The 23,911-nt window shown below is 73.8% G+C and carries 18 protein-coding genes; 4 read left to right on the top strand and 14 right to left on the bottom strand.

From position 1 onward, the window contains the following. Positions 1-72 precede the first annotated feature (72 nt). Positions 73-3,891, top strand: a complete 3,819-nt coding sequence (locus tag ACZ46W_RS08485) for a multifunctional oxoglutarate decarboxylase/oxoglutarate dehydrogenase thiamine pyrophosphate-binding subunit/dihydrolipoyllysine-residue succinyltransferase subunit (RefSeq protein WP_468333397.1) — start codon at positions 73-75, stop codon at positions 3,889-3,891. A 73-nt stretch (positions 3,892-3,964) separates the two neighbouring features. On the opposite strand, the gene fxsT is transcribed toward ACZ46W_RS08485, so the two are convergent. The 7 genes from fxsT to ACZ46W_RS08450 all read right to left on the bottom strand — a co-directional run bounded on the left by fxsT (position 3,965) and on the right by ACZ46W_RS08450 (position 15,393). Continuing rightward, positions 3,965-6,934, bottom strand: a complete 2,970-nt coding sequence (gene fxsT, locus ACZ46W_RS08480; protein ID WP_468333394.1) for an FxSxx-COOH system tetratricopeptide repeat protein — start codon at positions 6,932-6,934, stop codon at positions 3,965-3,967. 73 nt (positions 6,935-7,007) lie between these two features. Further along, entirely contained in the window at positions 7,008-8,243 is a 1,236-nt protein-coding gene (locus ACZ46W_RS08475) for an FxsB family cyclophane-forming radical SAM/SPASM peptide maturase (protein WP_468333391.1), read from the bottom strand. Continuing rightward, complete coding sequence (locus ACZ46W_RS08470) at positions 8,240-8,425, bottom strand: hypothetical protein (protein ID WP_468333388.1); 186 nt, start codon at positions 8,423-8,425, stop codon at positions 8,240-8,242. Before ACZ46W_RS08470 ends, ACZ46W_RS08475 begins: the two co-directional genes overlap by 4 nt. Continuing rightward, positions 8,422-11,796: an SAV_2336 N-terminal domain-related protein gene (locus tag ACZ46W_RS08465; protein ID WP_468333385.1), complete on the bottom strand. Its 3,375-nt coding sequence runs from the start codon at positions 11,794-11,796 to the stop codon at positions 8,422-8,424. Before ACZ46W_RS08465 ends, ACZ46W_RS08470 begins: the two co-directional genes overlap by 4 nt. Positions 11,797-11,803: 7 nt before the next feature. Continuing rightward, positions 11,804-12,865 carry an AAA family ATPase gene (locus ACZ46W_RS08460; protein WP_468333382.1) on the bottom strand — a complete coding sequence of 354 codons (1,062 nt, stop codon included), beginning with the start codon at positions 12,863-12,865 and terminating at the stop codon, positions 11,804-11,806. 136 nt (positions 12,866-13,001) lie between these two features. Beyond that, a complete protein-coding gene (locus ACZ46W_RS08455; protein ID WP_468333379.1) occupies positions 13,002-15,029 on the bottom strand; it encodes a VMAP-C domain-containing protein in 2,028 nt (675 codons plus the stop codon). Continuing rightward, positions 15,022-15,393 (bottom strand): CU044_2847 family protein, encoded by a 372-nt coding sequence (locus tag ACZ46W_RS08450; RefSeq protein WP_468333376.1) that lies wholly within the window; start codon positions 15,391-15,393, stop codon positions 15,022-15,024. The genes ACZ46W_RS08455 and ACZ46W_RS08450 overlap by 8 nt, the downstream gene beginning before the upstream one ends. 182 nt (positions 15,394-15,575) lie before the next feature. On the opposite strand from ACZ46W_RS08450, the gene ACZ46W_RS08445 reads away from it, so the two are divergent. Further along, positions 15,576-15,758, top strand: a complete 183-nt coding sequence (locus ACZ46W_RS08445) for a DUF6104 family protein (RefSeq protein WP_019075209.1) — start codon at positions 15,576-15,578, stop codon at positions 15,756-15,758. Here ACZ46W_RS08445 and ACZ46W_RS08440 read toward each other — a convergent pair whose 3' ends face one another. Further along, positions 15,759-16,565, bottom strand: coding sequence for a hypothetical protein (locus ACZ46W_RS08440; RefSeq protein WP_468333372.1), 807 nt, complete (start codon positions 16,563-16,565; stop codon positions 15,759-15,761). 115 nt (positions 16,566-16,680) lie between these two features. On the opposite strand from ACZ46W_RS08440, the gene ACZ46W_RS08435 reads away from it, so the two are divergent. Beyond that, entirely contained in the window at positions 16,681-17,511 is an 831-nt protein-coding gene (locus ACZ46W_RS08435; protein ID WP_468333369.1) for a DUF4097 family beta strand repeat-containing protein, read from the top strand. A 1-nt stretch (position 17,512) separates the two neighbouring features. Continuing rightward, the gene (locus tag ACZ46W_RS08430) at positions 17,513-18,385 is read left to right on the top strand and encodes a PadR family transcriptional regulator (RefSeq protein WP_468333366.1); all 873 of its coding nucleotides are present in this window, start codon (positions 17,513-17,515) and stop codon (positions 18,383-18,385) included. A gap of 96 nt (positions 18,386-18,481) precedes the next feature. Here the strand turns inward: ACZ46W_RS08430 and ACZ46W_RS08425 are convergent, their stop codons facing one another. The 6 genes from ACZ46W_RS08425 to ACZ46W_RS08400 form a co-directional block, all read right to left on the bottom strand. After that, positions 18,482-19,036, bottom strand: a complete 555-nt coding sequence (locus ACZ46W_RS08425; protein WP_468333362.1) for a Clp protease N-terminal domain-containing protein — start codon at positions 19,034-19,036, stop codon at positions 18,482-18,484. Further along, entirely contained in the window at positions 19,036-19,245 is a 210-nt protein-coding gene (locus ACZ46W_RS08420; RefSeq protein WP_056794174.1) for a helix-turn-helix domain-containing protein, read from the bottom strand. The genes ACZ46W_RS08425 and ACZ46W_RS08420 overlap by 1 nt, the downstream gene beginning before the upstream one ends. A 31-nt stretch (positions 19,246-19,276) precedes the next feature. Continuing rightward, positions 19,277-20,620, bottom strand: coding sequence for a glycoside hydrolase family 5 protein (locus ACZ46W_RS08415; protein WP_468333359.1), 1,344 nt, complete (start codon positions 20,618-20,620; stop codon positions 19,277-19,279). A gap of 60 nt (positions 20,621-20,680) precedes the next feature. After that, positions 20,681-21,646: a zinc-binding dehydrogenase gene (locus ACZ46W_RS08410; protein ID WP_468333356.1), complete on the bottom strand. Its 966-nt coding sequence runs from the start codon at positions 21,644-21,646 to the stop codon at positions 20,681-20,683. Positions 21,647-21,716: 70 nt separating this feature from the next. Continuing rightward, positions 21,717-23,270 (bottom strand): alkaline phosphatase D family protein, encoded by a 1,554-nt coding sequence (locus tag ACZ46W_RS08405; protein ID WP_468333353.1) that lies wholly within the window; start codon positions 23,268-23,270, stop codon positions 21,717-21,719. After that, on the bottom strand, positions 23,267-23,851 hold the full coding sequence (locus tag ACZ46W_RS08400; protein WP_468333350.1) for a phosphoesterase: 585 nt from the start codon (positions 23,849-23,851) through the stop codon (positions 23,267-23,269). Before ACZ46W_RS08400 ends, ACZ46W_RS08405 begins: the two co-directional genes overlap by 4 nt. Positions 23,852-23,911: the final 60 nt, after the last annotated feature.

Below are 23,911 nucleotides of genomic sequence, written 5' to 3'. Positions count from 1 at the left end.
CCCGGCCAGGGAGGCGTAGCCTTTATTTCCGCTGTCCATCACCTTGTGAAGCGGAAGAGGGCGGTTGCCGCCGTGTCGTCTCAGTCCCCCAGTAACCCAAGCGTCTCGACCGACCAAGACGGGCAGGGGCCTTCGAACCCCGCCGCCGCGTTCGGTGCCAATGAGTGGCTCGTCGACGAGATCTACCAGCAGTACCTCCAGGACCCGAATTCGGTCGACCGTGCCTGGTGGGACTTCTTCGCCGACTACAAGCCGGGCGCCGCGTCCGGCTCGGCGGACAAGCCCGCGGGCGAGGGTGCCGTAGCCGCGGGGGCTGCGGCCACCGCGCCCGCCCCGGCCCCGGCGCAGCCCGCGCCCCGTGCTGCGGCCCAGGCCCCGGCCACCCCGGCGCAGCCGGCAGCAGCGGCACCCGCACAGGCCGCTGCTCCCGCGAAGGCGCCGGCCCCGGCCGCGAAGGCCGCACCCGCCGCGAAGGCCCCGGCCGCCAAGGCCGCCGCCCCCGCGGGAGAGGCCACCGCCCCCGCCGGTCCCGAGTACGTGCCGCTGCGCGGCCCGGCCGCCGCGGTCGCGAAGAACATGAACGCCTCGCTGGAGCTGCCGACGGCCACGTCCGTCCGCGCCGTCCCGGTGAAGCTGCTGTTCGACAACCGCATCGTCATCAACAACCACCTCAAGCGCGCCCGTGGCGGGAAGATCTCCTTCACGCACCTCATCGGGTACGCGATGGTGCAGGCCATCAAGGCCATGCCGTCGATGAACTACTCCTACGGGGAGAAGGACGGCAAGCCGGTCCTGGTCAAGCCGGAGCACGTCAACTTCGGTCTGGCGATCGACCTGGTGAAGCCGAACGGCGAGCGCCAGTTGGTCGTCGCGGGCATCAAGAAGGCCGAGACGCTCGGCTTCTTCGAGTTCTGGCAGGCGTACGAGGACATCGTCCGCCGCGCCCGCAACAACAAGCTGACGATGGACGACTTCACCGGCGTCACCGTCTCGCTGACCAACCCCGGCGGGCTCGGCACCGTCCACTCCGTGCCGCGTCTGATGCCCGGTCAGTCGGTCATCATGGGCGTCGGCTCGATGGACTACCCGGCCGAGTTCCAGGGCACCTCCCAGGACACCCTGAACAAGCTGGGCATCTCCAAGGTGATGACCCTCACCTCGACGTACGACCACCGGGTCATCCAGGGTGCCGCGTCGGGCGAGTTCCTCCGTATCGTCGCGAACCTGCTCCTCGGCGAGAACGGCTTCTACGACGACATCTTCGAGTCGCTGCGCATCCCCTACGAGCCGGTCCGCTGGCTCAAGGACATCGACGCGTCGCACGACGACGACGTCACCAAGGCCGCGCGCGTCTTCGAGCTGATCCACTCCTACCGGGTCCGCGGCCACGTCATGGCCGACACCGACCCGCTGGAGTACCGCCAGCGCAAGCACCCCGACCTGGACATCACCGAGCACGGCCTGACGCTCTGGGACCTGGAGCGGGAGTTCGCGGTCGGCGGCTTCGGCGGCAAGTCCATGATGAAGCTGCGCGACATCCTCGGCGTGCTGCGCGACTCGTACTGCCGCACCACCGGCATCGAGTTCATGCACATCCAGGACCCCAAGCAGCGCAAGTGGATCCAGGACCGCGTCGAGCGTCCGCACTCCAAGCCGGAGCGCGAGGAGCAGCTCCGCATCCTGCGCCGCCTGAACGCCGCCGAGGCGTTCGAGACGTTCCTCCAGACCAAGTACGTCGGCCAGAAGCGGTTCTCGCTGGAGGGCGGCGAGTCCGTCATCCCGCTGCTGGACGCGGTCATCGACTCCGCGGCCGAGTCGCGCCTGGACGAGGTCGTCATCGGCATGGCCCACCGCGGCCGGCTCAACGTCCTGGCGAACATCGTCGGCAAGTCGTACGCGCAGATCTTCCGCGAGTTCGAGGGCAACCTCGACCCGAAGTCGATGCACGGCTCCGGCGACGTGAAGTACCACCTGGGCGCCGAGGGCACCTTCACCGGCCTGGACGGCGAGCAGATCAAGGTCTCGCTGGTCGCCAACCCCTCGCACCTGGAGGCGGTCGACCCGGTCCTGGAGGGTGTCGTCCGCGCCAAGCAGGACGTCATCAACAAGGGCGGCACGGACTTCACCGTCCTGCCCGTCGCCCTGCACGGTGACGCGGCCTTCGCGGGCCAGGGCGTCGTCGCCGAGACGCTCAACATGTCGCAGCTCCGCGGCTACCGCACCGGCGGCACGGTCCACATCGTCATCAACAACCAGGTCGGCTTCACCGCCGCCCCGGAGTCGTCGCGTTCGTCGATGTACGCGACCGACGTGGCCCGCATGATCGAGGCGCCGATCTTCCACGTGAACGGCGACGACCCGGAGGCCGTGGTCCGCGTGGCGCGGCTGGCCTTCGAGTTCCGCCAGACGTTCAACAAGGACGTCGTGATCGACCTCATCTGCTACCGCCGCCGCGGTCACAACGAGGGCGACAACCCGCAGTTCACCAACCCGCAGATGTACAACCTGATCGACAAGAAGCGCTCGGTGCGCAAGCTCTACACCGAGTCGCTGATCGGTCGCGGCGACATCACGCTGGAAGAGGCGGAGCAGGCGCTCCAGGACTTCCAGGGCCAGCTCGAGAAGGTGTTCGCGGAGGTCCGCGAGGCCACCTCGCAGCCCGGCCCGGCGCACGTGCCGGACGCCCAGGCCGAGTTCCCGGTCGCCGTCACCACCGCGGTCTCCCAGGAGGTCGTGAAGCGGATCGCCGAGTCGCAGGTCAACATCCCCGACCGCATCAAGGTGCACCCGCGCCTGATGCCGCAGCTCCAGCGCCGTGCCGCCTCCATCGACGACGGCACGATCGACTGGGGCATGGGCGAGACCCTCGCCATCGGCTCGCTGCTGATGGAGGGCACCCCGGTCCGGCTCGCCGGCCAGGACACCCGCCGCGGCACCTTCGGCCAGCGCCACGCGGTGCTGGTCGACCAGGAGACCGGCGAGGACTACACCCCGCTCCAGTACCTCTCCGACGACCAGGCCCGCTACAACGTCTATGACTCGCTGCTCAGCGAGTACGCGGCGATGGGCTTCGAGTACGGCTACTCGCTGGCCCGCCCGGACGCCCTGGTGATGTGGGAGGCCCAGTTCGGTGACTTCGTCAACGGCGCGCAGACCGTCGTGGACGAGTTCATCTCCTCGGCCGAGCAGAAGTGGGGCCAGACCTCCGGCGTCACGCTGCTGCTGCCGCACGGCTACGAGGGCCAGGGCCCGGACCACTCCTCGGCCCGCCCGGAGCGCTTCCTCCAGCTCTGCGCGCAGAACAACATGACGGTCGCCATGCCGACGCTGCCGTCGAACTACTTCCACCTCCTGCGGTGGCAGGTGCACAACCCGCACCACAAGCCGCTGGTCGTCTTCACCCCGAAGTCGATGCTGCGCCTGAAGGCGGCCGCGTCGAAGGCGGAGGAGTTCACCACCGGCGGCTTCCGCCCGGTGATCGGCGACGACACCGTGGACGCGAACGCGGTCCGCAAGGTCGTCTTCTGCTCCGGCAAGGTCTACTACGACCTGGAGGCCGAGCGGGTCAAGCGCGGTGTCACGGACACGGCGATCATCCGCCTGGAGCGCCTGTACCCGCTGCCGGGTGCGGAGCTCCAGGCCGAGATCGCCAAGTACCCGAACGCCGAGAAGTACATCTGGGCCCAGGAGGAGCCGGCGAACCAGGGTGCCTGGCCGTTCATCGCGCTCAACCTGATCGACCACCTCGACCTGGCGGTCGGCGCCGACATCCCGCACGGTGAGCGCCTGCGCCGCATCTCGCGGCCGCACAGCTCGTCCCCGGCGGTCGGCTCGGCCAAGCGCCACCAGGCCGAGCAGGTGCAGCTCGTCAACGAGGTCTTCGACGCCTGACCGGCACCTGTACGAGCGGGAGGGCCCGGTTCCGCGTGATGCGGGGCCGGGCCCTCCGGCGTGTGCGGGGCCGTCAGTAGGGCTGCGGCTCGAAGTCCCAGTACGGGCGGAGGCCGCCCCGCATGTACCGGGTCTGCGGGTGGTCCTCGCCGAGGGTGGCGCCGAGCCGGCGCAGCGCGTCCCGCTCCAGCCGGTCGGCCTCCTCCGCGGCGCCGGCCGCCCTGAGGTCCAGCGCCAGCCCGGCCTGGAGGTTGACCGTCAGCACGTGGTCCTCCCCCACCCGCGCCCGGGCCCGTTCCAGGGCGTCCCGGCCGAGTGCCACCGCGCCCGCCAGGTCACCGGTGGCGGCGCGCGCCCCGGCGGTGTTCATCGCGCTGCCGAGGCTCCACACGTGGTCCGGGCCGAGCGCCCGGCGCATCCGCGCCAGGGTCTCCTCCGCCAGCGCGTGCGCCGCCCGGTGCTCGCCCAGGTCGCGGAGGACGAGCGCGCGGTTGTCACGCGCCCCGATCGCGTACGGGTGGCCCTTGCCGAGCTGGGCGGCGTACAGCTCGGCCGTCCGCTCCGCCAGGGCGAGGGCCTGCTCCGGCTCGCCCGCGACGCGCAGCAGCATCGCGTAGTCGGAGGAGACCAGCAGCGTCTCCGGGTGGTGCCGGCCCCGTCGGCGGACCAGCCGCTCCAGCACCGAGCGCATCATGGCGCGGGCGTAGGGCAGGTGGCCCTCCCGGCGCATGCACAGGGCGAGGTTGTGCTCGGCCTGGAGCGTCTGGGAGTGGTCGCGGTCGAGCACCTGGCGGTGCAGCCGGCTGTTCTGCTCCTGGATGGCGAGCGCCTCCCCGTACCTGCCGAGCAGGCGCAGCACCCAGGCGGTGTTCAGGGCGGAGAGCAGGGTGAGCTGGTTCTTCCCGCCGTGCACCGCGACCCGCGCCCGGAGGACCTCGCGGTGCAGGGCGAGGGACTCCTCGTACCGGCCCTGGAGCCCCAGGGCGGTGGCCAGGTTGGTGCGCAGCCGCAGGGTGAGGGGTACCCGGTCGCCGAGCAGCGCGGCCGCGTCGTCCGCGGAGCGCTGGTACAGGCCGCTCGCTTCGTCGTACTTGCCGAGCGCCATCAGGGTGCCGCCGAGGCCGTTGACGGCGCGCAGCGTCTCGACGCCCCGCCCGTCTGCCCCGGCGGCGGCGAGGTCGCGCAGGATGGCCCGGCCGGTGTCCTCGGCGTCGGCGTAACGGCCCATGACGCGCTGCATGTTGGCGTGCTGGAGGGCCATGACCAGCACCTTGCTGTCGGTGGGGCCGGAGGCGGCGGACCAGTGTCCGAGCGCCTTGCCGGTGATGCGCAGGCCCTCCTCGGCCTCGCCGCGCATCCGCAGGTACTCCACGCAGTTGAGGACCAGTGTGCGGACGTCCTCATCGTCGGACTCCAGCGCGCCGGAGGGCTCCAGGTGCGGGATGAGTTCGGCGTACCGGGTCCAGTGCTGGGGCTGGGTGGGCTCGCGCGGGTCGGCGGCCACCAGGACGCGGCAGGCGGTCTGGGAGGCGTACTTGCGGTCCTCGGGCGGCAGGCTGTCGCGGACGAAGCGGTGGAAGAGGCGGTGCATGCGCAGCGTGCCGACGGTGAGCGTGTCGGCCTGCGGGCCGGTCTCGTACTCCAGCCACATGGCGGTGGACTCGGACAGGGTGCGCAGGGCGGAGTTCCAGCTACTGGGCTCGGACGCCATGCGGGCCAGGTGCGGCGGCAGGTCGGCGGAGCGCGCGGACTGCAGGAGGCGTACGGGGACGACGTCGGCGGAGAAGTAGGCGAGCAGCTTCAGCAGCTCGTGGGCCTCGGGGGCGTCCTCGTGGAGGGTGTTGACGGCCATGGCCCACACGGCCTGGAAGGGCCGTGGTTCGTCGCCGCCCGCCACGACGCCGAAGACGCTGGGGCTGGCGTCGCGGATCTCCGCCACGTACCGGCTCACCGGGGTCGTCGGGTGGGCGTCCAGCCAGGCGGCCATCTGGTCGATGAGCAGCGGAAGGTCCTCCAGGGCGTCGGCGAGCCGGTCGGCCTCCTGCTCGGTCAGCCGGGTGGCGCGCCGGCAGGCGTAGGCGACGCTCTCGACGCGTTCGAAGCGGGAGACCTCGATCAGCTCGGCCCCGTGGGACGACCAGGACTGCCGGTGGCTGGTGATGAGGACGTGGCCGTTGCCCTCGGGGAGCAGGCCGGCGAGCCGGTCGGGATCCTCGGCCGCGTCGAGGACGAGCAGCCAGCGCTGGTCGGTGGCGCGCAGGGCGCGGTGTACGGCGTCGATGAGGGGCCCGAGTTCACCGCCGTCCCGGATGCCCAGTTCGCCGGCGAGGGCGGCGAGGTTCTCCCTGGCGGTGGTGGTGGAGGCGGCGCGGACCCACCAGACGGTGTCGTACTCGCCCGCGTACCGGTGTGCGTACTCCATGGCGATCTGCGTCTTGCCGACGCCGCCCGGCCCGTGCAGGGCGACGATGGACGTGCCGCCGCCCCGGCCCTCGGCGAGCAGGGCGCGCAGCCGCTCCAGGATCTCCCGGCGGCCGGTGAAGCCGCGGTTGCGGCGGGGGACGTTCCACACGGGCGGCAGGTCGTCGGGGAAGCGGCGGCGGCGTTCGAGGGCGACGCCGGTGGCGCGGGGCACGGTGACGCCGAACAGGCCGAGGAGCCGGCGCCTGGCCTCGTCGCGGCCCACGCCGCGCAGCTCGACGGGGTCGAGTGCCCGGGCGGCCTCGGGCAGCGGGCGGGCGGTGACGCTGAGCGCGGCGAACCGGTCGCGGTGGGCGGGGACGACGTCGCGCAGGACGTCGGCCCAGGCGCGGTAGCGGCCGGAGTCGAAGCGGAGGTACCAGTCGTCCAGCATGAGCAGGACGCGGCCCGGCGCGGCGAGCAGGCCGGTGAGCGCGGAGCCCTCCGGCGGGCGGCGCAGCGGGTCCCAGCGGACCAGTTCGGTGCGGAAGCCCGCGGTCAGGAGTTCCTCGTCGACCCAGGCGGCCCAGCGTTCGCTCTGTCCGGCGAAGACCACCGTGATGTGCTGGGAGTCTTCGGTCATGCGGAGGTCTCCTCGATGAGTCAGCCTCGTGCGCGAGTTGATTGGAGTCATTCGATTGTGCGTCAGTTTCCGGTCAGTGAGGGCCGGTTCGCGAACAGTGACGGATGTCTTCCAGCTCACACAGCCGGTCCGCCACATGACGTACGAGGCGTTCGAGGTCGGCGCAGTAGACGCTGGGGTGCAGGAATCCGGTGCGTGGTGCGTACCGGTGGGCGTAGTTGCCGCCGCCGCACACCCGCACCACCGGGCAGGCCCGGCACTCGGCGGCGAGCCCGGCCGCGCCGAGCTGCCGGGCGGCGATGCCGGGGTGGCGCAGCGCCCGGTCGAAACCGTGGCGGAAGACGTCGAGGCCGGTGGAGGGGGCGCCGTGGTAGGCCGACTTGAGCGAGTCGGCCTGCTCGATGGAGCCGTCCGTGTCGACGACGACGGCGGCCATCGGTGACAGGCCGACGGACTCGGTGGCGCTGGGCGCGCCGAGCAGCAGGGCCAGGATCTCGCCGAACACCCTGACCTTGGTCACCATCCGGCCTTCGTGCCACCACAGGTCGAACACCTCGGCCAGCCAATCGCCGTAGGGCGTGGGGCGGGGCCGTCTGCCGGGCCGGGCGGGCGGCACGGCGGGCGGCGGACAGGCCCAGTTGGCGTGCGGGAGGAGGAAGTCGACGCGGGGCGCGCCGAGCGCGACGAGGGACGCGTACACCTCGGCGGGCGGGGCGGTGGCGTCGACGGTGCACAGCACCCCGGCGTAGCCGTCGCCCCGGCGGGCCAGGAGCCGGGCGGCGCGGGCGGCGGCGGGCCAGGAGGGGCGTCCGGCGTGGTCGACGCGGCGCTTGTTGTGGGCCCGGGTCCCGCCGTCGAGACTGAGCCCGACGCGGATGCCGTCGGCGGCCAGCCGGTCCAGGGTCCGTTCGGTCAGGAGCGTGCCGTTGGTCTGTACGCAGACGCTCGCCGCGCAGTGGCCGGGCAGCGCCTCGCGGACGGCGCGGGCGTAGGTGAGGACCGTGCCGGGCCCGCCGAGGAGCGGCTCGCCGCCGTGCAGGTCGACCCGGATGCGGTCCAGCCGGTGGGTGGCGGCGTGCTCGGCGATGCGCCGGGCGGTCTGCCGCATGGTCCGGGCGTCCACCCGGGCCGGGCGCTCGCGCCAGCTCGTGTCGGGGCCCCGGTAGATGTAGCAGTAGGTGCAGGCGAGGTTGCAGCGGCTGTGGACCTTCAGCACGAACTGCCGCAGCGGCACGGGGCGGAGGCGGGAGGTGTCCAGTGCCCGGTGCGGCCAGAGCGGTTCGGTGGCGGCCGGTACGGGGGCGGTCATGGCGTGGCTTCGGGTGCGTCGTCGTAGTAGGCGACGACGGACTCACCGGCCCGCTCCCGTACGGCGGCCAGGACCGCGTCCAGTACCGGGTGGCCGGTCACCGGTCCGTCGTCCCGGGTCATCGCGGCGAGCACGGGGAATTCGGGCAGCGGTACGTCACCCGGTACGCGGGCTGCGCTCATGCTTTCGCCTTGCCGGGCCGCAGCCGCGCGATGTCGTGCTGGAGCGCCGAGATGAGGACCTCCGCGTCGTGGGTGCCCTCCAGCAGCCGGAGGGCCTTGCGGTACTCGGCGAGGGCGCGGTCCGGCCCCGCCGTCTCCTCCAGGCACGCGGCCCGCTTGCGCAGCGCGGCCGCGGCCAGGGCGGCGTTGCCCGTCGCCAGCGCGTCCTCGGCCGCGCGGTGGTAGTGTCCGGCCGCCTCCGTCAGCCGTACCGTTGCGCCGGTCGTGCGCTGGAGCTCGACGGCGACGTCGCCGCGGAGCGTCCAGGCGAGGCCGGAGATCCCGGGGTCGCCGGTGCCCCGCGCTCCGGCGCCGAGTATCCAGTCGGCCTCGTGCAGGTCGGTGAGCGCACCGCGCAGCCGGAAGCGCTGGTAGAGGGCGTGGCCGAGCTGGACGCGGTACGTGGCCAGCTCCTCCGACGCCTCGGAGGCGAAGTCGACCGCCTCGCGGAAGATGCGGACGACGGCCTCCACCTCCTCCAGCTCGGCCGGCTTGCGGACGAGGAGCGTACTGCCGTACTTGATCAGTACCTCCCGGTGCAGCGGGGTGCCCGAGGGGGCGAGCCGCAGCGCCTCCTCCAGGATGGCGATCGTCTCCTCGACGGGCTCGTGCCCGTCGTCCGGCCCGTGGAGCTGGAGCCAGATCCGTACCGTCTGCTGGAGGCAGTCCGCCAACTGCTCGTCCCGGCCCTCCCAGGCCGGGTACCGCTCGGCGACCGCCCGTGCCCGTTCCAGGGCGCGCCGTACGCGGGTGAGGGCCGTGGCACCGGACGCGGCGAGCTCCTCGGCGGAGGCGACCGCCGTCCAGCCCGTGAACAGGTCCACGGGCCGCGGCGTCCAGTCCCGCCCCTCCTCCGGCGCCGCCCGGTGCGCGAGTGCGTCCTCCAGCGCGGGCAGCGCGTGGGTCAGTTCGTCGGCCGCGGTGCGTGCCAGGTCGGGGACGGCTTCGGGGCGGACGGCACCGCGCCGGCGGGCCAGGTGGAGGAAGAGCAGCCCGCGGAAGTACCGCACGGCCTCCGGGGGACGCAGCGGATCGGCCGCGTCCAGTACGTCGAGGGCCCGGCTGATCAGGCCGGCGGCCCACTGGTCCGGCCCCTCCGGGGCGGGGTCGAGCAGCCGGACCGCCTGCTCGGCGAACTCGACGGCCAGCCGCTGGAGCAGCCGGACGTGGGCGAGCGCCGTCCTCCCGTCCCTCCCGGGGGCCCTGGCGTACGCCTCGCGCAGGCACTCCTCGGCGTACATCAGCAGCAGGAAGCGCACCGCCTCGGGCTCGGGCTCGGCCGCGCCGCGCTCCGCCTCGCGGCCCCGGGAAGCGCGGCCCGCTTCCTCCCGGAACCGGTCGGGCACCGCGTCCGTGTCCGCGCCGGCCGCCTCCACCTGCTGCTCCATGTGCCGCAGCACCCGGGCCAGGGTCCCGTACCCGCCCGGCGCCTCCGGCACGGCCCGCTCCGCCGCCGCCAGCGCGTCCCGGAGGTCCTCCCCGAGGGCGCGGGCCCGCCAGCGCTCCAGCAGGGCCTCGGCCAGCTCCCCGTACAGCCGTGCCTGTTCGGCGCGGCCGGTGGTGGCCCGTGCGGCGGCGGACAGGAGCTGGACGGCGGCGTCGAGGTCGCGGGCGGTGTTCTGGCGGCGGAACCGGTCCAGTCTCTCGCGGGCGCGGGCGGCCAGGTCGGCGGGGTCGGACGCGGCGGTGGGCACCGGGGGCGGCACCAGGAAGTGGCGCAGCACCTGGGTGGAGACCACCGCGAACCGGCGCAGCCTCGGGTCGTCGGCCCCGCCCCGCGATTCCACGGTGCCCGCGAGGTAGGCGGCGGCCATGGCGGGGAAGTTGCGCACGCCGGTGCCGAAGCGCTGTTCCAGGTACTGGGAGCACTTCTTCAGGACGAGGTGGGCGTCGCCGGCCTCCTGGCGCGCCATCAGCTCCTCGCGCACGCCGGGGAGGAACTCGTACGCGGGTTCGGTCGCGTCGTCGCCCTCGTGGTCCTCGTCGCTGCGCCTGAGCAGCCCGCCGAGCAGCACCTCCGCGAGGACGTCGGGCCCGCTGCCGACCAGCATGGCCCGCTGGACGAGCTGCATGACCGGCAGTACCAGCGGGACCAGGGAGAGGTACTCGGCGAGCCGTACCGCCGACGGCGAGGCGTGGCGGCGGAAGGCCCGCACCCGCTCGGCGGGGGTCACCTGCGGGGGCGTGGCGGGGCCGGGCGGGGTGGGCGGCGGGCCGGCGCCGACCCATCCGGCGGCGCCCGGCAGCGAGAGCTGTCCGGTGGCCGAGACGAGCCGGGCCCACGTCTCCAGGGCGATCCGGTTGGGTGCCAGGACGGGCACGGGGACGGCCCCGGGCGGCCGGGCGGCGCGGGTGGTGAAGGTCAGCCGCCCGCCGGCCCCTTCGGGGCGGCGGAGGACGCCGGGCCAGGCGGGCAGCCGGGCGTTGCGCCACATCCGCTGGGGCAGCGGCTGGACGACCGCGACGGGCGCGGTCGCGGCCCACCGGTGCAGCAGCCGGTGCAGTTCGCCGCTGCGCCACATGGGGCCGGCGCAGTCGCTGAGCAGCAGGGTCAGCTTGCGTCCCGTGGGGTCGGCGAGCTGGGCGGGCGAGCGCAGCGGGGTGGCGGGCCTGGTGGGTGTGGTGGCGACGCCGGGGGTGCCGTCGGGGTGGGCGTGCAGGTACCGGATGCTGACGTCGCGGAAGGCCCCGGCGCGTTCGCAGACGGTGCGCAGCTCCTCCAGGGTCTGCTGCCAGACGACGGTGGACGACGAGACGTCCATGAGGAGTTGGACGCGCGCCTCGCGGCGGCGTTCGCGGCGCAGCACCGGCACGGTGAGCCCGGTGTCGGCGGCCCGGTCGGCGGTGGCGCGTTCGTCGAGTACGCGGCGGACGGGCGCGCGGGGCGCCTGGAACCGTTGCAGGGGGCGTAACGCGCGCTGGAGGGCGATCGGGTCGGGCAGGGTGGCGGCGGTGGGCACCCACACCCGGGCGCCGCCGTCGGCGCCGTCGCCTCCGCCGCCGTGGGTGGCCGGGCCGCCCGGGGCGGACAGCCCGGCGCGGCCCTCGCGCGGTGCGCCGCCGGAGGCGGCCTCGTGCGGCTGTGCGGGCGGGAGGGGTGCGGGGCGGGGGTGGGCGTCGCCGGACGGGCCGGGCGGCGCGGGTTGGGGGGCGGGCTCGGCGGCGCCGTCGGCGGGGCCGGAGCGGCCGGTGGGGGTGACCCACTGGGCGAGCCAGAGCGCGTCGGCGACCTCCTCGCAGGTGGGGCCGAGGTCGGCCTCCCTCAGCCGCGCGACCAGCTCGGTGAGCAGGCCGCTCGCCGAGCCGGGTGCGGGAGAGGGAGTCGCGGGCACGGCGGGGTCACCGCCGGGGGCGCTGGTCGAGGGGGCGCATCAGCAGGTCGGCGATCTCCTCGCGCCGGACGTGGTCCTCGCGGGCCGCGAACTGGGTGAGGAAGATGGCGTTGAGGAGCTGGTCGGTCAGGCGCAGTTCGCCGTTGTGGTCGCCTTCGGCGAAGCTCTCCAGGAGGTCGCGGTGGTCCTCCTCCGCGCCCTCCCCGAAGTGGGCCTGGACGAGGGCGGCGAGCCGTTCGTTGCGGGGCGGCTCCAGCTTGAGGTGGATGCAGCGCCGCAGCAGCGGGGCGGGGAAGTCCCGCTCGCCGTTGCTGGTCATCACGACGAACGGGAAGGCGTGGCACGTCACCCGGCCCTCGGTGACCGGGACGCGACGGCCGTCCTCGTCGAGGACGTGGACGGTGCGCTGCCCGGGGCGGTCGGCGATGCGCTCCAGTTCGGGGATGCGGAACTCGCCCTCCTCCAGCACGTTGAGGAGGTCGTTGGGCAGGTCGATGTCGCTCTTGTCCAGCTCGTCGATGAGCAGCACGCGCGGCCGGCGGCCGGGCAGCAGGGCGGTGCCGAGGGGCCCGAGCCGGATGTAGCGCCCGATGCCGCCGTCCTCTCCGTCGCCGTCCGCCGCGCCGACGTCCACTCGGCCGGCGTCCGCCGCGTCGCCGTCCCGCTCACGGGACAACTGGGCGTCGTGGAGGCGGCCGATGGCGTCGTACGCGTACAGCCCGTCGCGCAATTCGCTGCGGGAGACGATCGGCCACTGGAGGACGCGGCCGAGGCCCAGTTCGTGGGCGACGGCGTGGGCGAGGGTGCTCTTGCCGGAGCCCGGTTCGCCGGTCACCAGCAGCGGGCGCCGCAGGTAGAGGGCGGCGTTGATGAGCTGGAGGGCTTCCTCGTCCTGGATCGGCAGCGGCGCGCGGGTGCCCAGCCGCCGGGTGCTGCTGTGGTCGATGGGGGGCGCCTCGTGCGGCAGCGGTTCGCCGCTGAAGCGGCGCCAGCGGGGCGGGTCGGGGAGCCGGCCGATGCGCTCCGGATCCGGCTGGCCCTGCCCCCGGTAGATCAGCCAGTCGTCCATGACCTGCTCCTCGTCGGCGTTCGGTGGGTACCCGCGTTCCGGCCGACGGGGGCGAGGCGCGCCCACAGCGGGCCCCTGAAAACGTACCCGCCGAGCGGCCGCTCATGGCCGATTTCCGGCCAACTACCTGTCTGTTTCATGCCGGTGAGCTCCACAGTCCCAGGGGCCCCGCGGGCACCGGCCGACCGGGGTCGTCGTAGAGGACCGCGACCCCTTCGGCCCAGTGCCCCTGGTCGCGGCCTTCGTGTATCTCTTCTCTGATACGGCGCAGCCGGTCGGGGAGTTCATGGGCGGCGGCCGTCTCGCCGAGCAGCTCGGCGGCGCCCTGGTGGAAGGTGTCGCAGTCGCCGGCGCACGCGGTGGCCCTGGCGTGCCCCTCGATGTGCCACAGGGCGATCCCGTGGCCGGTTTCGAGCGCCATCTCCATGGCCCTGCGCCCGGCGCCGCGGCCCGCCGGGCGGCACAGCACCGGGATGTCGCACGCCGCCATGTCCGTGAAGTGCCGCCGCCTCGGCGACTGTCCGCCCGGCGGCGTACGGGCGGCGGACAGGCGCCCGGCGGACACCACCGCCTCCCAGCGCCGCGTCCACGCCTCGTCGGTGCGGCCCCGGCGGCCCAGGTCACGGAGGACGACGCGGCGGCGCACGCCCATCGGCAGGTGCGCCTCGTCGCCGAGCCGGGCCATCTCCGCGAGCTGCCAGCGGTGCACCGGGGTGTCGAAGTCGGCGGCCGGCAGGACCACTTCGCACGCGGCCGGGTGGCCGTTGGCGGCGTCGGCGATCTGGAACGCCTCGTCGAGCGGCCGCCGCAGCCGCTCCAGCAGCCTGGCCTGTTCGACCCCGTCCGGGTCCTTCTCCGAGTCGAAGATCTCGCCGTCGCCGCTGCCGTCGTCGATGCGGATCTGCCAGTGCAGGTTCCGGTACGGCAAGGGCTCGATCTCGACCACCACGACACTGGCCCGGTCACCGGAGGCGGGGTACGGGATGACGACCCGGTCCGGTATCCGGGCCGCGCCCACGGCCGCGTGCCCGGTGCGCGGGCCCGGCGCCAGGTCGGGCAGCCTGGCCTCCGTCACCAGGTGGTGCTGGAACGGCGTCACGCGCCGGGTGCGCGCGGTGATCCAGGCGTCCAGCTCCTCCACGGCCCCGGTGGCGGCGTCCTTGCCCCCCATGTCCTTGACCAGCAGCGACACCAGCCGCAGATAGTGCAGGAACGCGATGGCGGGGAACGGCCGGCCGTGCGGCCCGTACAGCAGGCCGTGGCCGTCCCGCCAGGCGGTGGGCGGCGGGTAGGCGAGCGGCGCCCGGTCGTTGCGCACGCGCTGCGCGAGCCGCTCGACGGCACCCTGCGGGGGCGGGTCGGTCAGCCCGGCCAGCAGCCGCAGCGAGGTGACCTGGTCGGCCGGTGACCACAGGTCGGCGTTGCCGGGTTCCTGGCCGAGGAGGAGTTCCTGGTGGTGGAGCCAGCTTCCGAAACTGTCCGCGTGACGGGCGTGCCAGAGGTCGTGTTCCGCCATGACGTCCCGGTACAGCGTGCCGAAGGCGCGCAGCGCGGCGATGGGGACGGCCCCGCCGCCGTCCTTGCCGTACCGGCCGAACTTGGTGACGGCGACGACCGCGCCGGAGACGGGGTCGAGGACGGGTCCACCGGAGACGCCGGGCGGGAACTCGGCCATGGGCGTGAACCGGATCGAGCAGCGGCCGTCGGACACGTTGTCGGCGATGTGCCCGGCCCACATCTCGTAGGGCTGCTCCGGGTCGTCCGCCGGCCGGAAGCCGTACACCCGCCGGTCGCCGACGGGCAGGACGGCCTGGTCGCTGAGCCACACGCACCGGTGCTCGGCGCCGTCGCCGGACGACAGCCGGACCAGCGCCAGGTCCTGGGCCGCCGGCACCGTCTCGCTCCACGGGTCCTTGACCAGCCAGCGCTCCAGCTTCGCCGGTACGGGGTCGATGCCGTAGTACGCCGGTGAGCCCGCGACCCGGAACTCCTGGCCGGGGTCGTCCCGCAGGTACGGCAGCAGGACGTGGGCGCAGGTCAGCACCCACCCGGGCGCCACCAGGAAGCCGCTGCCCCACATGCGCGGGTCGGCCGGGTCCGCGGGCAGGAAGCGGACGGTGGCTTCACGGACGAGTGCGTCGAGGTCGGTGTGGGCGTCAGCCATTCGTGGGCGCGGGCGCGGCGGCGGGCGCGGCACCGTCGCCGTCGCCGAGCTGCCAGGTGAGCGTGACCTGGAGGGACGCCTTGGCCTCGCCCTCCGCGAGTACGGCGATGGCCTTGCCCGACTTGACGCTCAGCTCCACGCCGAACGAGATCGACGCCTCGTGCGGCTTCACGGCGGAGGCGGCGTCCAGCACGGTGCCGCCGACCCGCTGGATCAGCTCGGTCAGCTCCTCCAGCTTCGCCGCCGCCCGGTCGCCGACGCCGACGTCCCGGTCGGACGCGCCGTAGCCTCCGGCGGCGGCGCTGACCCGGGCGTACACCACCTCGCCGTTGTCCAGCTCGATTCTGCGGATCTGTCCGTCCATCGCCGGCTCCCCCCGTGTCTGGCCCTGTCGGCCCCGTCCCGGGCCGAAACGATCCGAAGATCGAGGCTACTGGCCGGGGGCAGGCGCGGGCGAGAGCACGGAGCGCCGAAATCCGGACACGTCCGAGCCCGCGAACGCCATACCCTGAGGGGGAACACCGAGCAGGAACCCGGGAGCACGTCTTGTACTTCACCGACCGTGGCATCGAGGAGCTGGAGAAGCGGCGCGGCGAGGAGGAGGTCACCTTCGAGTGGCTCGCCGAGCAGTTGCGTACGTTCGTCGACCTCAACCCCGACTTCGAGGTCCCCGTCGAGCGTCTGGCCACCTGGCTGGCGCGGCTGGACGACGAGGACGACGACGAGTAGTCAGCGGGCGGGGCCGCGCAGGCGGTCGTAGGCGAGGCCCAGCGCGCCCTGGGCGATCAGGAGCGCGCCGGCCGCCGCCCAGCCGGGGCTGCGGCGGCTGAGGGCCCAGGCGAGCAGGGGTACGCCCGCCGCCAGTTGGGCGGCGCCGAGGGCGCGGGCGCGCGGGCCGCAGATCCAGGGGCCGAGGGGGCCCTCCTCGACGGCGTCCAGTTCAGTGCGTACGGCGTCGAGCCAGCCGTGCCATTCGACGGCCTCCGCACCGTGGGCCTCGGCGGCGGCCCACAGGCGCACGGCGGGCTCGCCGGGGGTGAGCCCCGCCGGGAGGGTGAGGCCGTGCCGGGACAGGACGGCCGTCAGGCCCAGCAGGCGGGCCGGGGCGTCGGCGTGCTTGTCGGGGCGGGTGAGGGGTTCGAGGTCCCGGATGTCCAGGACGGGGTCGAGCCCGAGTCGGGCGGCGAAGGTGTGCATGGCCTCGTCCTCGCCGGCGGGGGTGCCGTCTGCGAGCCAGGTGTAGCCGACGGGGCGGCGGAAGCCGGTCGCCAGGACGCAGCCCGCGCGGTCGGCGTCCCACCACAGGGCGACCACGGGCCACGTCACACCGACGGTCAGGGCGCCGGCCCAGCCCGCGGCGACCCGGTCGACCGGTTCGGCGCCGTCCCGCCAGGGCTTTCCCTCGGGGACCAGCACGCTCCAGTCGGGGCCGGCCGGGGCGAGGAGCAGCCGCTCGCGCAGCAGCAGGGCCGGGGGCCGTACGGACGCCGTATCGGCCCGGCAGAACAGCAGCACGCCCGGGGAAGTCGCGTTCATGGGCCTTACGCTAGGCCAATTTGCCCGGTTTCGGCGCACTTGACTTCACCGGACCGCGATATATCGTGTGTCGACAGGAGACGCGATATGTTGCGTCACATACCGGGGAGGCCCCATGCCGGAGTGGTCCGTCAACGAGCCGACGAAACTGACTCTCGACGAGCCCGTGAGGGCGCTCCACGTGCGCGTCGTCAATGGGACGGTCAACGTCGTGGGCACCGACGAGCGCTCGACGCGAGTGGAGATCTCCGAGGTCGAGGGCCCGCCGCTGATCGTCACGCAGCAGGGCTCCACCGTGACCATCGCCTATGAGGACCTGCCCTGGAAGGGCTTCCTCAAGTGGCTCGACCGCAAGGGGTGGCACCGCAGCGCCGTCGTCTCCCTCGCCGTCCCGGCCGGCGCCGACGTCGAGGTCGGCGTGGTCGGCGCCGAGGCCGTGGTGTCGGGTGTCCGGGGGCGTACGGAGGTACGCGGCGTCACGGGGGACACCACGCTCGTGGGCCTCTCGGGCCCGGTCCGCGCCGACACCGTCTCCGGCAACGTGGAGTCCCAGGCGGTCACCGGCGACCTCCGCTTCAACTCCGTGTCGGGCGACCTCACGATCGTCGAGGGCGCCGGCACCTCCGTACGGGCCGATTCGGTGAGCGGCGACATGGTCATCGACCTCGACCCCGCCGAGGAGCCCACCGACATCCGGCTCAGCACCGTCTCCGGCGAGGTCGCCATCCGGCTGCCCCACCCCGCGAACGCGAAGGTCGAGGCCCACACCACGGGAGGTGCCGTCTCCAGCGCGTTCGACGACCTGCGGGTCAGCGGACAATGGGGCGCCAAGAAGATCACCGGCACGCTCGGGGAAGGCAGGGGCACACTGAAGGCCACCACGGTCTCCGGCTCGATCGCACTGCTCCGCCGGCCCGAGGAAGCCCCCACCGGAAAGGCGCTCTGACATGCCCCCCGTCTTCGCCCACGGCCGGCTCCGCCTCTACCTCCTCAAGCTCCTCGACGAGGCGCCGCGCCACGGCTACGAGGTGATCCGGCTGCTGGAGGAGCGCTTCCACGGCCTGTACGCGCCCTCCGCCGGCACCGTCTACCCGCGCCTGGCCAAGCTGGAGGCCGAGGGCCTGGTCACGCACGCCACCGAGGGCGGGCGCAAGGTGTACTCGATCACCGACGCCGGGCGCGAGGAGCTGGCCGGCCGCAGCGCCGAACTGGCCGACCTGGAGCTGGAGATCCGCGACTCGGTCTCCGAGCTCGCGGCCGAGATCCGCGACGACGTGCGCGGCGCGGCGGGGACGCTGCGCCGCGAGATGCGCGCCGCGGCGGGGCAGGCCCGGCACACCACAGCGCCCGGTGGCGACGACTGGGCCGCCTGGCGCCGGGCCAAGCAGGAGTGGAAGGACCAGGCCCGGCGGGCCAAGGACGAGTCACGCCGCGCCCGCGAGGACGCCCAGGCGGCGCGCCAGCAGATGCAGCGGATCGTCCAGCAGGTCCAGGACCAGGTGCTGCGCGGCGAGGGCGCCCAGGGCCTCGCCGACCTCGCCGGCAAGCTGGGCGGCCTCCTCGGCGGCGCGGCGCCGACGACACCCTGGCCGCCCTACGTCAAGCCCGACCCGGCCGACACCCCGGAGTGGGCGCACGACACCGGCACCTCCGCCGACCCGGCCCGCGACCTGGAACGCCTGCTGGACCGCTTCCGCGACGACATCCGCGACGCGGCCCGCGACCACGGCGTCACCGACCCCCAGCTCACCGAGGCCCGCCGCCACCTCTCCACGGCGGCGGCCCACATCGTGGCGCTGCTGCGGGGGGCGCGGGACTGACCCCGGGCCACCCGGGCGGCCGGTTCGCCGCCCCGGCCGGGCGGGCCCCGTCGCGCGCGGGAGCGGGCCGCTCCAAGGTGGGCCCGGAGCCCGGGGTCAGCTCGCCTTCCGGGCGGACATCGCCCGCTCCAGCGCCCCGTACGTCGCGCCGTGCTCGGCGAGGACGTCCGCGACGATGCCCGGACGGGCGGCGAGGGCCAGCAGCAGGTGTTCGTCGCCGATGTGGCGGTCGCCGCGGCCGAGGGCGACCCGGAGGGACCTCTCCAGCGCGTCCTTGGCCGGGCGGGTGAAGGGCCGGTGGCCGGACCACCGGCGCCTGGACCTCCGGTCGCCCGCCAGCGCGCCCGCCCCGTGCACGGCCTCGACCTTCGAGACGATCTCGGTCACGTCGATCCCGATGTCCGCCAGGGCGTCCGTGTCCGCCCGGGTCAGGCCGCCGCGCCGCCGGGCCTCGGCGAGGGCGGATTCCACGGAGGCGCGCCGGCCGGAGACGCCGAGCGCGGCGAAGGCGGTGGCCGACGGGGTGCCCTCCAGGTCGAGCAGGGCGAGGAGCAGGTGCTCTTCGGTGACGGAGTCGGCGTCCGACCGCTCCGCGTGGGCGACGGCGCCCTTGACGACGCTCCGGGCAGCCTCGGTGAATCGCTCGAACATCAATGCCTCCCATACTTCTTGTGTACGGCCTGCCGGCTGACGCCCAGCTCGGCCGCGATCTCCTGCCACGACCAGCCCTGGGCCCGGGCGCTGCGGACCTGCACGGCTTCCAACTGCTCCAGCAGCCGCCGCAGCGCGGCCACGGCCCGCAGGCCGACCCGGGGGTCGCGGTCGCCCGCGCGTGCGGCGAGATCGGTTGCTTCGGTCATGGTGTCAACTTACGTTGACATCACCCGTACGTCAACCCCGGTTGACAGTCACCGCGACCGTCGCGCCCGGTGCCGCCCGTACCACCACCCGCCCGGCCGGCCCCGGGAGCACCCGCGCCCGCCCCTGCACCGTCACGCGCCAGCCGGTCGCGCTCGGCGGCAGCGAGAGCACCGTGGCGCCGCCGCGCCCGGCGACGTACACGAGCCGCGACGGGCCCTGCTCCACCACCCGGCCCGCCACCGCCTCCGCGTACGGCGCCGCCGTCTGCTCCTTGTTGGTGCGCCAGGCGCCCGAGCCGTCCACCGCGCAGTACCCGCCGCCGTAGCACCAGACGTAGCCCGCCCAGCCGGAGCTGTAGCGGTTCAGGGAGGCCAGCGCCTCGCGGTAGAAGCGGCCCATGTTCGGCAGGGAGTTGTTCAGCGGGCCCCACTCCCCCACGACGATCGGCACGCCGTACTCCTTCGGGTAGCGCGTCACCGCCGCCTCGTACGCCTCGATCCAGCCCGCCGAGGGGTCGTAGTCCGCGCCCGCCTCCATCGCGGTGTTGTAGAAGTGCGGGGCGTAGACGACCTTCGGGTCCTTGATCTTCCCCAGCCCCGTGGGCACGCCCTCGCCCACGATCGGGGTCGGCTCGACGAAGACCCAGTTGTCGTCGTCGACCGAGCGGACCGCGTCCGCCAGCCGGTTGTACATGGGCGTGAGGTGGTCGCGCTCGATCCGGCGGGCGGCCGCCGGCAGGTCCTCGCCCTCGCGCAGCTCGCCCATCGGTTCGTTGATGAGGTCGTACCCGAGCACCGCCGGGTGGTGCTCGAACCGGTCGGCGAGGACCCGCCACATCCGGGCCTGGGCGCGACGGAGGTCCTCGTCCTCGTACAGGTGCGTGAAGGCCCGCTGCACGGCCGGTTCGAAGTACTCGGCGAACCAGTCGTCCGGGTGCGGGGTGAACGGCAGGCCGTCGGTGCGGGTGGCCCACTCCGGGATGCCCCGGTGGCCGAAGGCGGGGCCGAAGACGTCCTGGTGGGCGTCGATCAGGACGTGGACGTCGTACCGCTCGGCCCAGTCCAGGACGCGCTCGATCTTGCGGAGGTACGCCTCGCTGTACCGGCCGCGCACCGGCTCCAGGTCGTCCCAGAAGACCAGCAGCCGGGCGAAGTTGAAGCCCTGGGCGCGCATGTCGCGGAAGTGCTTCTCGGTGATGGCGGACAGGGCCGCGTCACCGCGGTTCCTCTTGTCCTCGACGTTCCAGCCGCGCAGCGTCAGGACGCGGCCCCGGTCGTCGGCCAGGCGGGGTATGCCGGGCTCGGCGGCGGCCGCCGGGGCGGGCGGGGCGAGGGCGAGCAGGGCGGCGGAGAGTGCGAGGGCGAGGGTGCGCATGGCGGGACCTCCGGCACGGTGGACAGTGCCGGAGATCCCATCAGCGGAACTGACGGACCATCAAGAGGGGTTGAGGACAATCTTTCCGAAGAGGTCCCCGGCCGCCATCTTCTCGAAGCCCTCCCGCGCCCGGTCCAGCGGCAGCACCTCGTCGATCACCGGCCGCACCCCCGTCGCCGCGCAGAACGACAGCAGGTCCTCCAGCTCGTCCTTGGAACCCATGGTCGAGCCCACGACCTTCAGCTCCAGGAAGAAGATGCGGGTCAGCTCGGCGTGCGAGGGCCGGTCGCCGCTCGTGGCACCCGAGATGACCAGCGTGCCGCCCGGCCGCAGCGACTTGACCGAGTGCGACCAGGTGGCCGCGCCGACGGTCTCGATGACCGCGTCCACCCGCTGCGGCAGCCGCGCGCCCGGCTCGTACGCCTCGACCGCGCCCAGCTCGATCGCCCGCTTGCGCTTGGCCTCGTCGCGGCTGGTGGCGAAGACCCGCAGCCCGGCGGCCTTGCCGAGGACGATCGCGGCCGTGGCGACCCCGCCGCCCGCGCCCTGCACCAGGACCGAGTCGCCGGGGCGTACGCCCGCGTTGGTGAAGAGCATGCGGTACGCGGTGAGCCACGCGGTCGGCAGGCAGGCGGCCTCCTCGAAGGACAGCTCCTTCGGCTTGGGCAGCACGTTCCAGGCCGGGACGGCGACCTTCTCGGCGAACGTGCCCTGGTAGCGCTCGGTCAGGATGGAGCGCGGCTCCTTCGGCCCGACGCCGTGCCCGGACTGCCCGATGACGGAGTGGACGACGACCTCGTTGCCGTCCTCGTCGAGTCCGGCGGCGTCACAGCCGAGGATCATCGGGAGCTTGTCCTCGCCCAGCCCGACGCCCCGCAGCGACCACAGGTCGTGGTGGTTGAGGGAGGCGGCCTTGACGGTGACGGTGGTCCAGCCGGGGCGCACCTCGGGGGCCGGGCGTTCGCCCAGCTCAAGGCCGTTCAGCGGCTGGTCGCGGTCGATTCGGGCGGCGTAGGCAGCGAACATGACGTTGAGATTAGGGCGGCACCGGTGCGCGGCGGAACCGCGCACCGGTGTGACGTACGTCAGTCCCGCGTCAGTCCCGGCGCCACTGGGCCGGCGAGCCCTTCGTCGCCGGGTCCTCGTACGAGCCCGCCTTCCCCCGGTCCACGTGGAAGGTGGTGAGCGTGGTGACCGGGGAGAGCGGGTCACGGCGGTCGGCTATCACCCGCATGTGGGCGCTCAGCCGCTGCGGCGTCACGTCGTAGACGTCGTAGCCGTACCGGTTGCCCTCGAAGTACTTCAGGTGCGGGTTGGCCTGGCCCATGAGGGGGCCGTTGGTCGCGTTCCAGTCGGCGGAGTACGCGCCCGAGGTCACCGAGTGGGCCGTGAACTCCGTACCGACGAGCGGCGAGGAGGTGTCGTCGAAGTCCACCCGGATGTCGTCGACGAACGCCGAGTGCCAGTCGCCGGTGACGACGACGAGGTCTTCGAGGCCACTGGTGTGGACGTGGTTCAGCACCTCCTTGCGCTCGGCGAGGAAGCCGTCCCACTGGTCGGTGAACATGTACGAGCCGCCCGGCCGGCCCCGCAGTTGGCTCAGCATGATCGAGTTGGCCCACACGTGCCAGGAGTCGGGCGCCCGGTCGATGCCGGTCTTGAGCCAGGACTTCTGGCCGGCGCCCAGGATGGTGCCGTTGGCCAGGTTCTGGGCGGAGCGGTAGGAGCGCAGGTCGAGCACGGTCAGCTCCAGCAGGTCGCCCCAGCGGCGGGCGCGGTGGATCACCGGGTCGGGCAGCGCGGACTCCCCGCCGTCCCGGTGCGGCATGTTCTCGTACCAGGCCTGGTACGCGGCCGCCCGCCGCTGCATGAACGGCGCCCCGCCGCCCGTACCGCTGTAGTCGTTGGCCACCTCGTGGTCGTCCCAGGTCAGGAACCAGGGGTGCGCGGCGTGGGCCTCGCGCAGGGAGGCGTCGCCCTTGTAGAGGGCGTGGCGGCGCCGGTAGTCGGCGAGCGTGAACACGGCGGGCCCCTCGTGGTCCCGCACGTGGTCGCCGCCGACCGGACCGTGCTCGTAGATGTAGTCGCCCAGGTGGACGACGAAGTCGACGTTCTCGCGGGCGATGCCCCGGTGGGCGGCGTAGTAGCCGTCGTGGAACGCCTGGCAGTTGGCGGTGGCGAACCGTACCCGCGAGACGCTGCCAACCGGCGCGGTCTTCGTCCGGCCCACCCGGCTGGTGGCCCCCAGCGCCTTGAACGCGTACCAGTAGTGGCGGCCCGCGCCCAGCCCGCCCACGGGTACGTGGACGCTGTGGCCGAGCGTCGCGGACGCGGGCGCGGTGCCCCGGGCGACGACCCGGCTGAGCGCCTGGTCCTCGGCCACCACCCACTCGACCTCGACGACGTCCGGGAGGTTCTGCTCGGCGGCGAGCGGCTCGGGCGCGAGACGCGTCCACAGCACGACGCTCGTGGGCTGCGGGTCACCGGAGGCGACGCCGAGGGTGAAGGGCGCCGGGTCGTAGTCGGCGCCGAGCGCCTCGGCGGCCTCGCGCGCCTGGGCGGGCGAGAGGCCGGCGCTGAGCGGCCAGACGACGTTGAGGGCCCCGGCGGCGCCGGCGGCCTTGAGCAGGCTGCGTCGGTCGAGCGTCATTTCCGTACCCCCGTGGTGGTTCCCGTGAGCGTGAGCGTGATCCCGTCCGCGTAACCGTCGTTCGACGTGCCGCCCCCGGTCCGGGTGAGAACGAGCAGCACGCGCGCGGTGCGGGCGCCGGGCGGCACGAGCGACCCGGCCTTGCGCTCCAGCAGCCCGGTACGGCTCTTGCGCTCCCCCGCCGTCACGGGCCCGAGCACGCTGAGCGCGACCGGCGTGCCCCTGCCGTCCCTGAACTCCACCGACAGCCGGGCGCCGTCCTCCTGCGAGGCGTATCCGCCGAGCCAGGCGCTCACGGCGTACCGCACCTGCCCGGCGTCGACGGCGGCGTGTCCGGTGGGCCCGGTCGCGGGCAGGGCGATGTCCTGCACGAGGGCGGTGCGCGGCGAGTTCCCGCCGGAGAAGAACCGGCTCCCGCGCTGGGCCGGGCCGGGGTCGGAGGCGGTGGGGTAGCCCCCGCCGAGGGTGTACGCGATGAGGGCGGGCGCGCCCTGCACGACCTGCCAGCCGGTGACGGTCCCGACGGGCTCGGCGGTACCTCCGGGACCGCTCTCGGCGTCTCCGTTGACGACCAGATTCACTCGCGCCTCCTGTGTGCTGTTGTTCCGTGGGGTGGCTTGGCGCGCTGCATCACAGCAGCC

The organism is Streptomyces sp. NPDC031064 (assembly GCF_055570965.1).
This window is presented reverse-complemented; position numbering and strand designations above follow the sequence as displayed.

What these genes read in the sequence shown, in the direction of transcription:
- fxsT (WP_468333394.1), bottom strand. Translation starts at nt 6,934, where the DNA reads ATGACCGAAGACTCCCAGCACATCACGGTGGTCTTCGCCGGACAGAGC.
- ACZ46W_RS08475 (WP_468333391.1), bottom strand. Translation starts at nt 8,243, where the DNA reads ATGACCGCCCCCGTACCGGCCGCCACCGAACCGCTCTGGCCGCACCGG.
- ACZ46W_RS08470 (WP_468333388.1), bottom strand. Translation starts at nt 8,425, where the DNA reads ATGAGCGCAGCCCGCGTACCGGGTGACGTACCGCTGCCCGAATTCCCC.
- ACZ46W_RS08460 (WP_468333382.1), bottom strand. Translation starts at nt 12,865, where the DNA reads ATGGACGACTGGCTGATCTACCGGGGGCAGGGCCAGCCGGATCCGGAG.
- ACZ46W_RS08455 (WP_468333379.1), bottom strand. Translation starts at nt 15,029, where the DNA reads ATGGCTGACGCCCACACCGACCTCGACGCACTCGTCCGTGAAGCCACC.
- ACZ46W_RS08450 (WP_468333376.1), bottom strand. Translation starts at nt 15,393, where the DNA reads ATGGACGGACAGATCCGCAGAATCGAGCTGGACAACGGCGAGGTGGTG.
- ACZ46W_RS08440 (WP_468333372.1), bottom strand. Translation starts at nt 16,565, where the DNA reads ATGAACGCGACTTCCCCGGGCGTGCTGCTGTTCTGCCGGGCCGATACG.
- ACZ46W_RS08435 (WP_468333369.1), top strand. Translation starts at nt 16,681, where the DNA reads ATGCCGGAGTGGTCCGTCAACGAGCCGACGAAACTGACTCTCGACGAG.
- ACZ46W_RS08430 (WP_468333366.1), top strand. Translation starts at nt 17,513, where the DNA reads ATGCCCCCCGTCTTCGCCCACGGCCGGCTCCGCCTCTACCTCCTCAAG.
- ACZ46W_RS08425 (WP_468333362.1), bottom strand. Translation starts at nt 19,036, where the DNA reads ATGTTCGAGCGATTCACCGAGGCTGCCCGGAGCGTCGTCAAGGGCGCC.
- ACZ46W_RS08420 (WP_056794174.1), bottom strand. Translation starts at nt 19,245, where the DNA reads ATGACCGAAGCAACCGATCTCGCCGCACGCGCGGGCGACCGCGACCCC.
- ACZ46W_RS08415 (WP_468333359.1), bottom strand. Translation starts at nt 20,620, where the DNA reads ATGCGCACCCTCGCCCTCGCACTCTCCGCCGCCCTGCTCGCCCTCGCC.
- ACZ46W_RS08410 (WP_468333356.1), bottom strand. Translation starts at nt 21,646, where the DNA reads ATGTTCGCTGCCTACGCCGCCCGAATCGACCGCGACCAGCCGCTGAAC.
- ACZ46W_RS08405 (WP_468333353.1), bottom strand. Translation starts at nt 23,270, where the DNA reads ATGACGCTCGACCGACGCAGCCTGCTCAAGGCCGCCGGCGCCGCCGGG.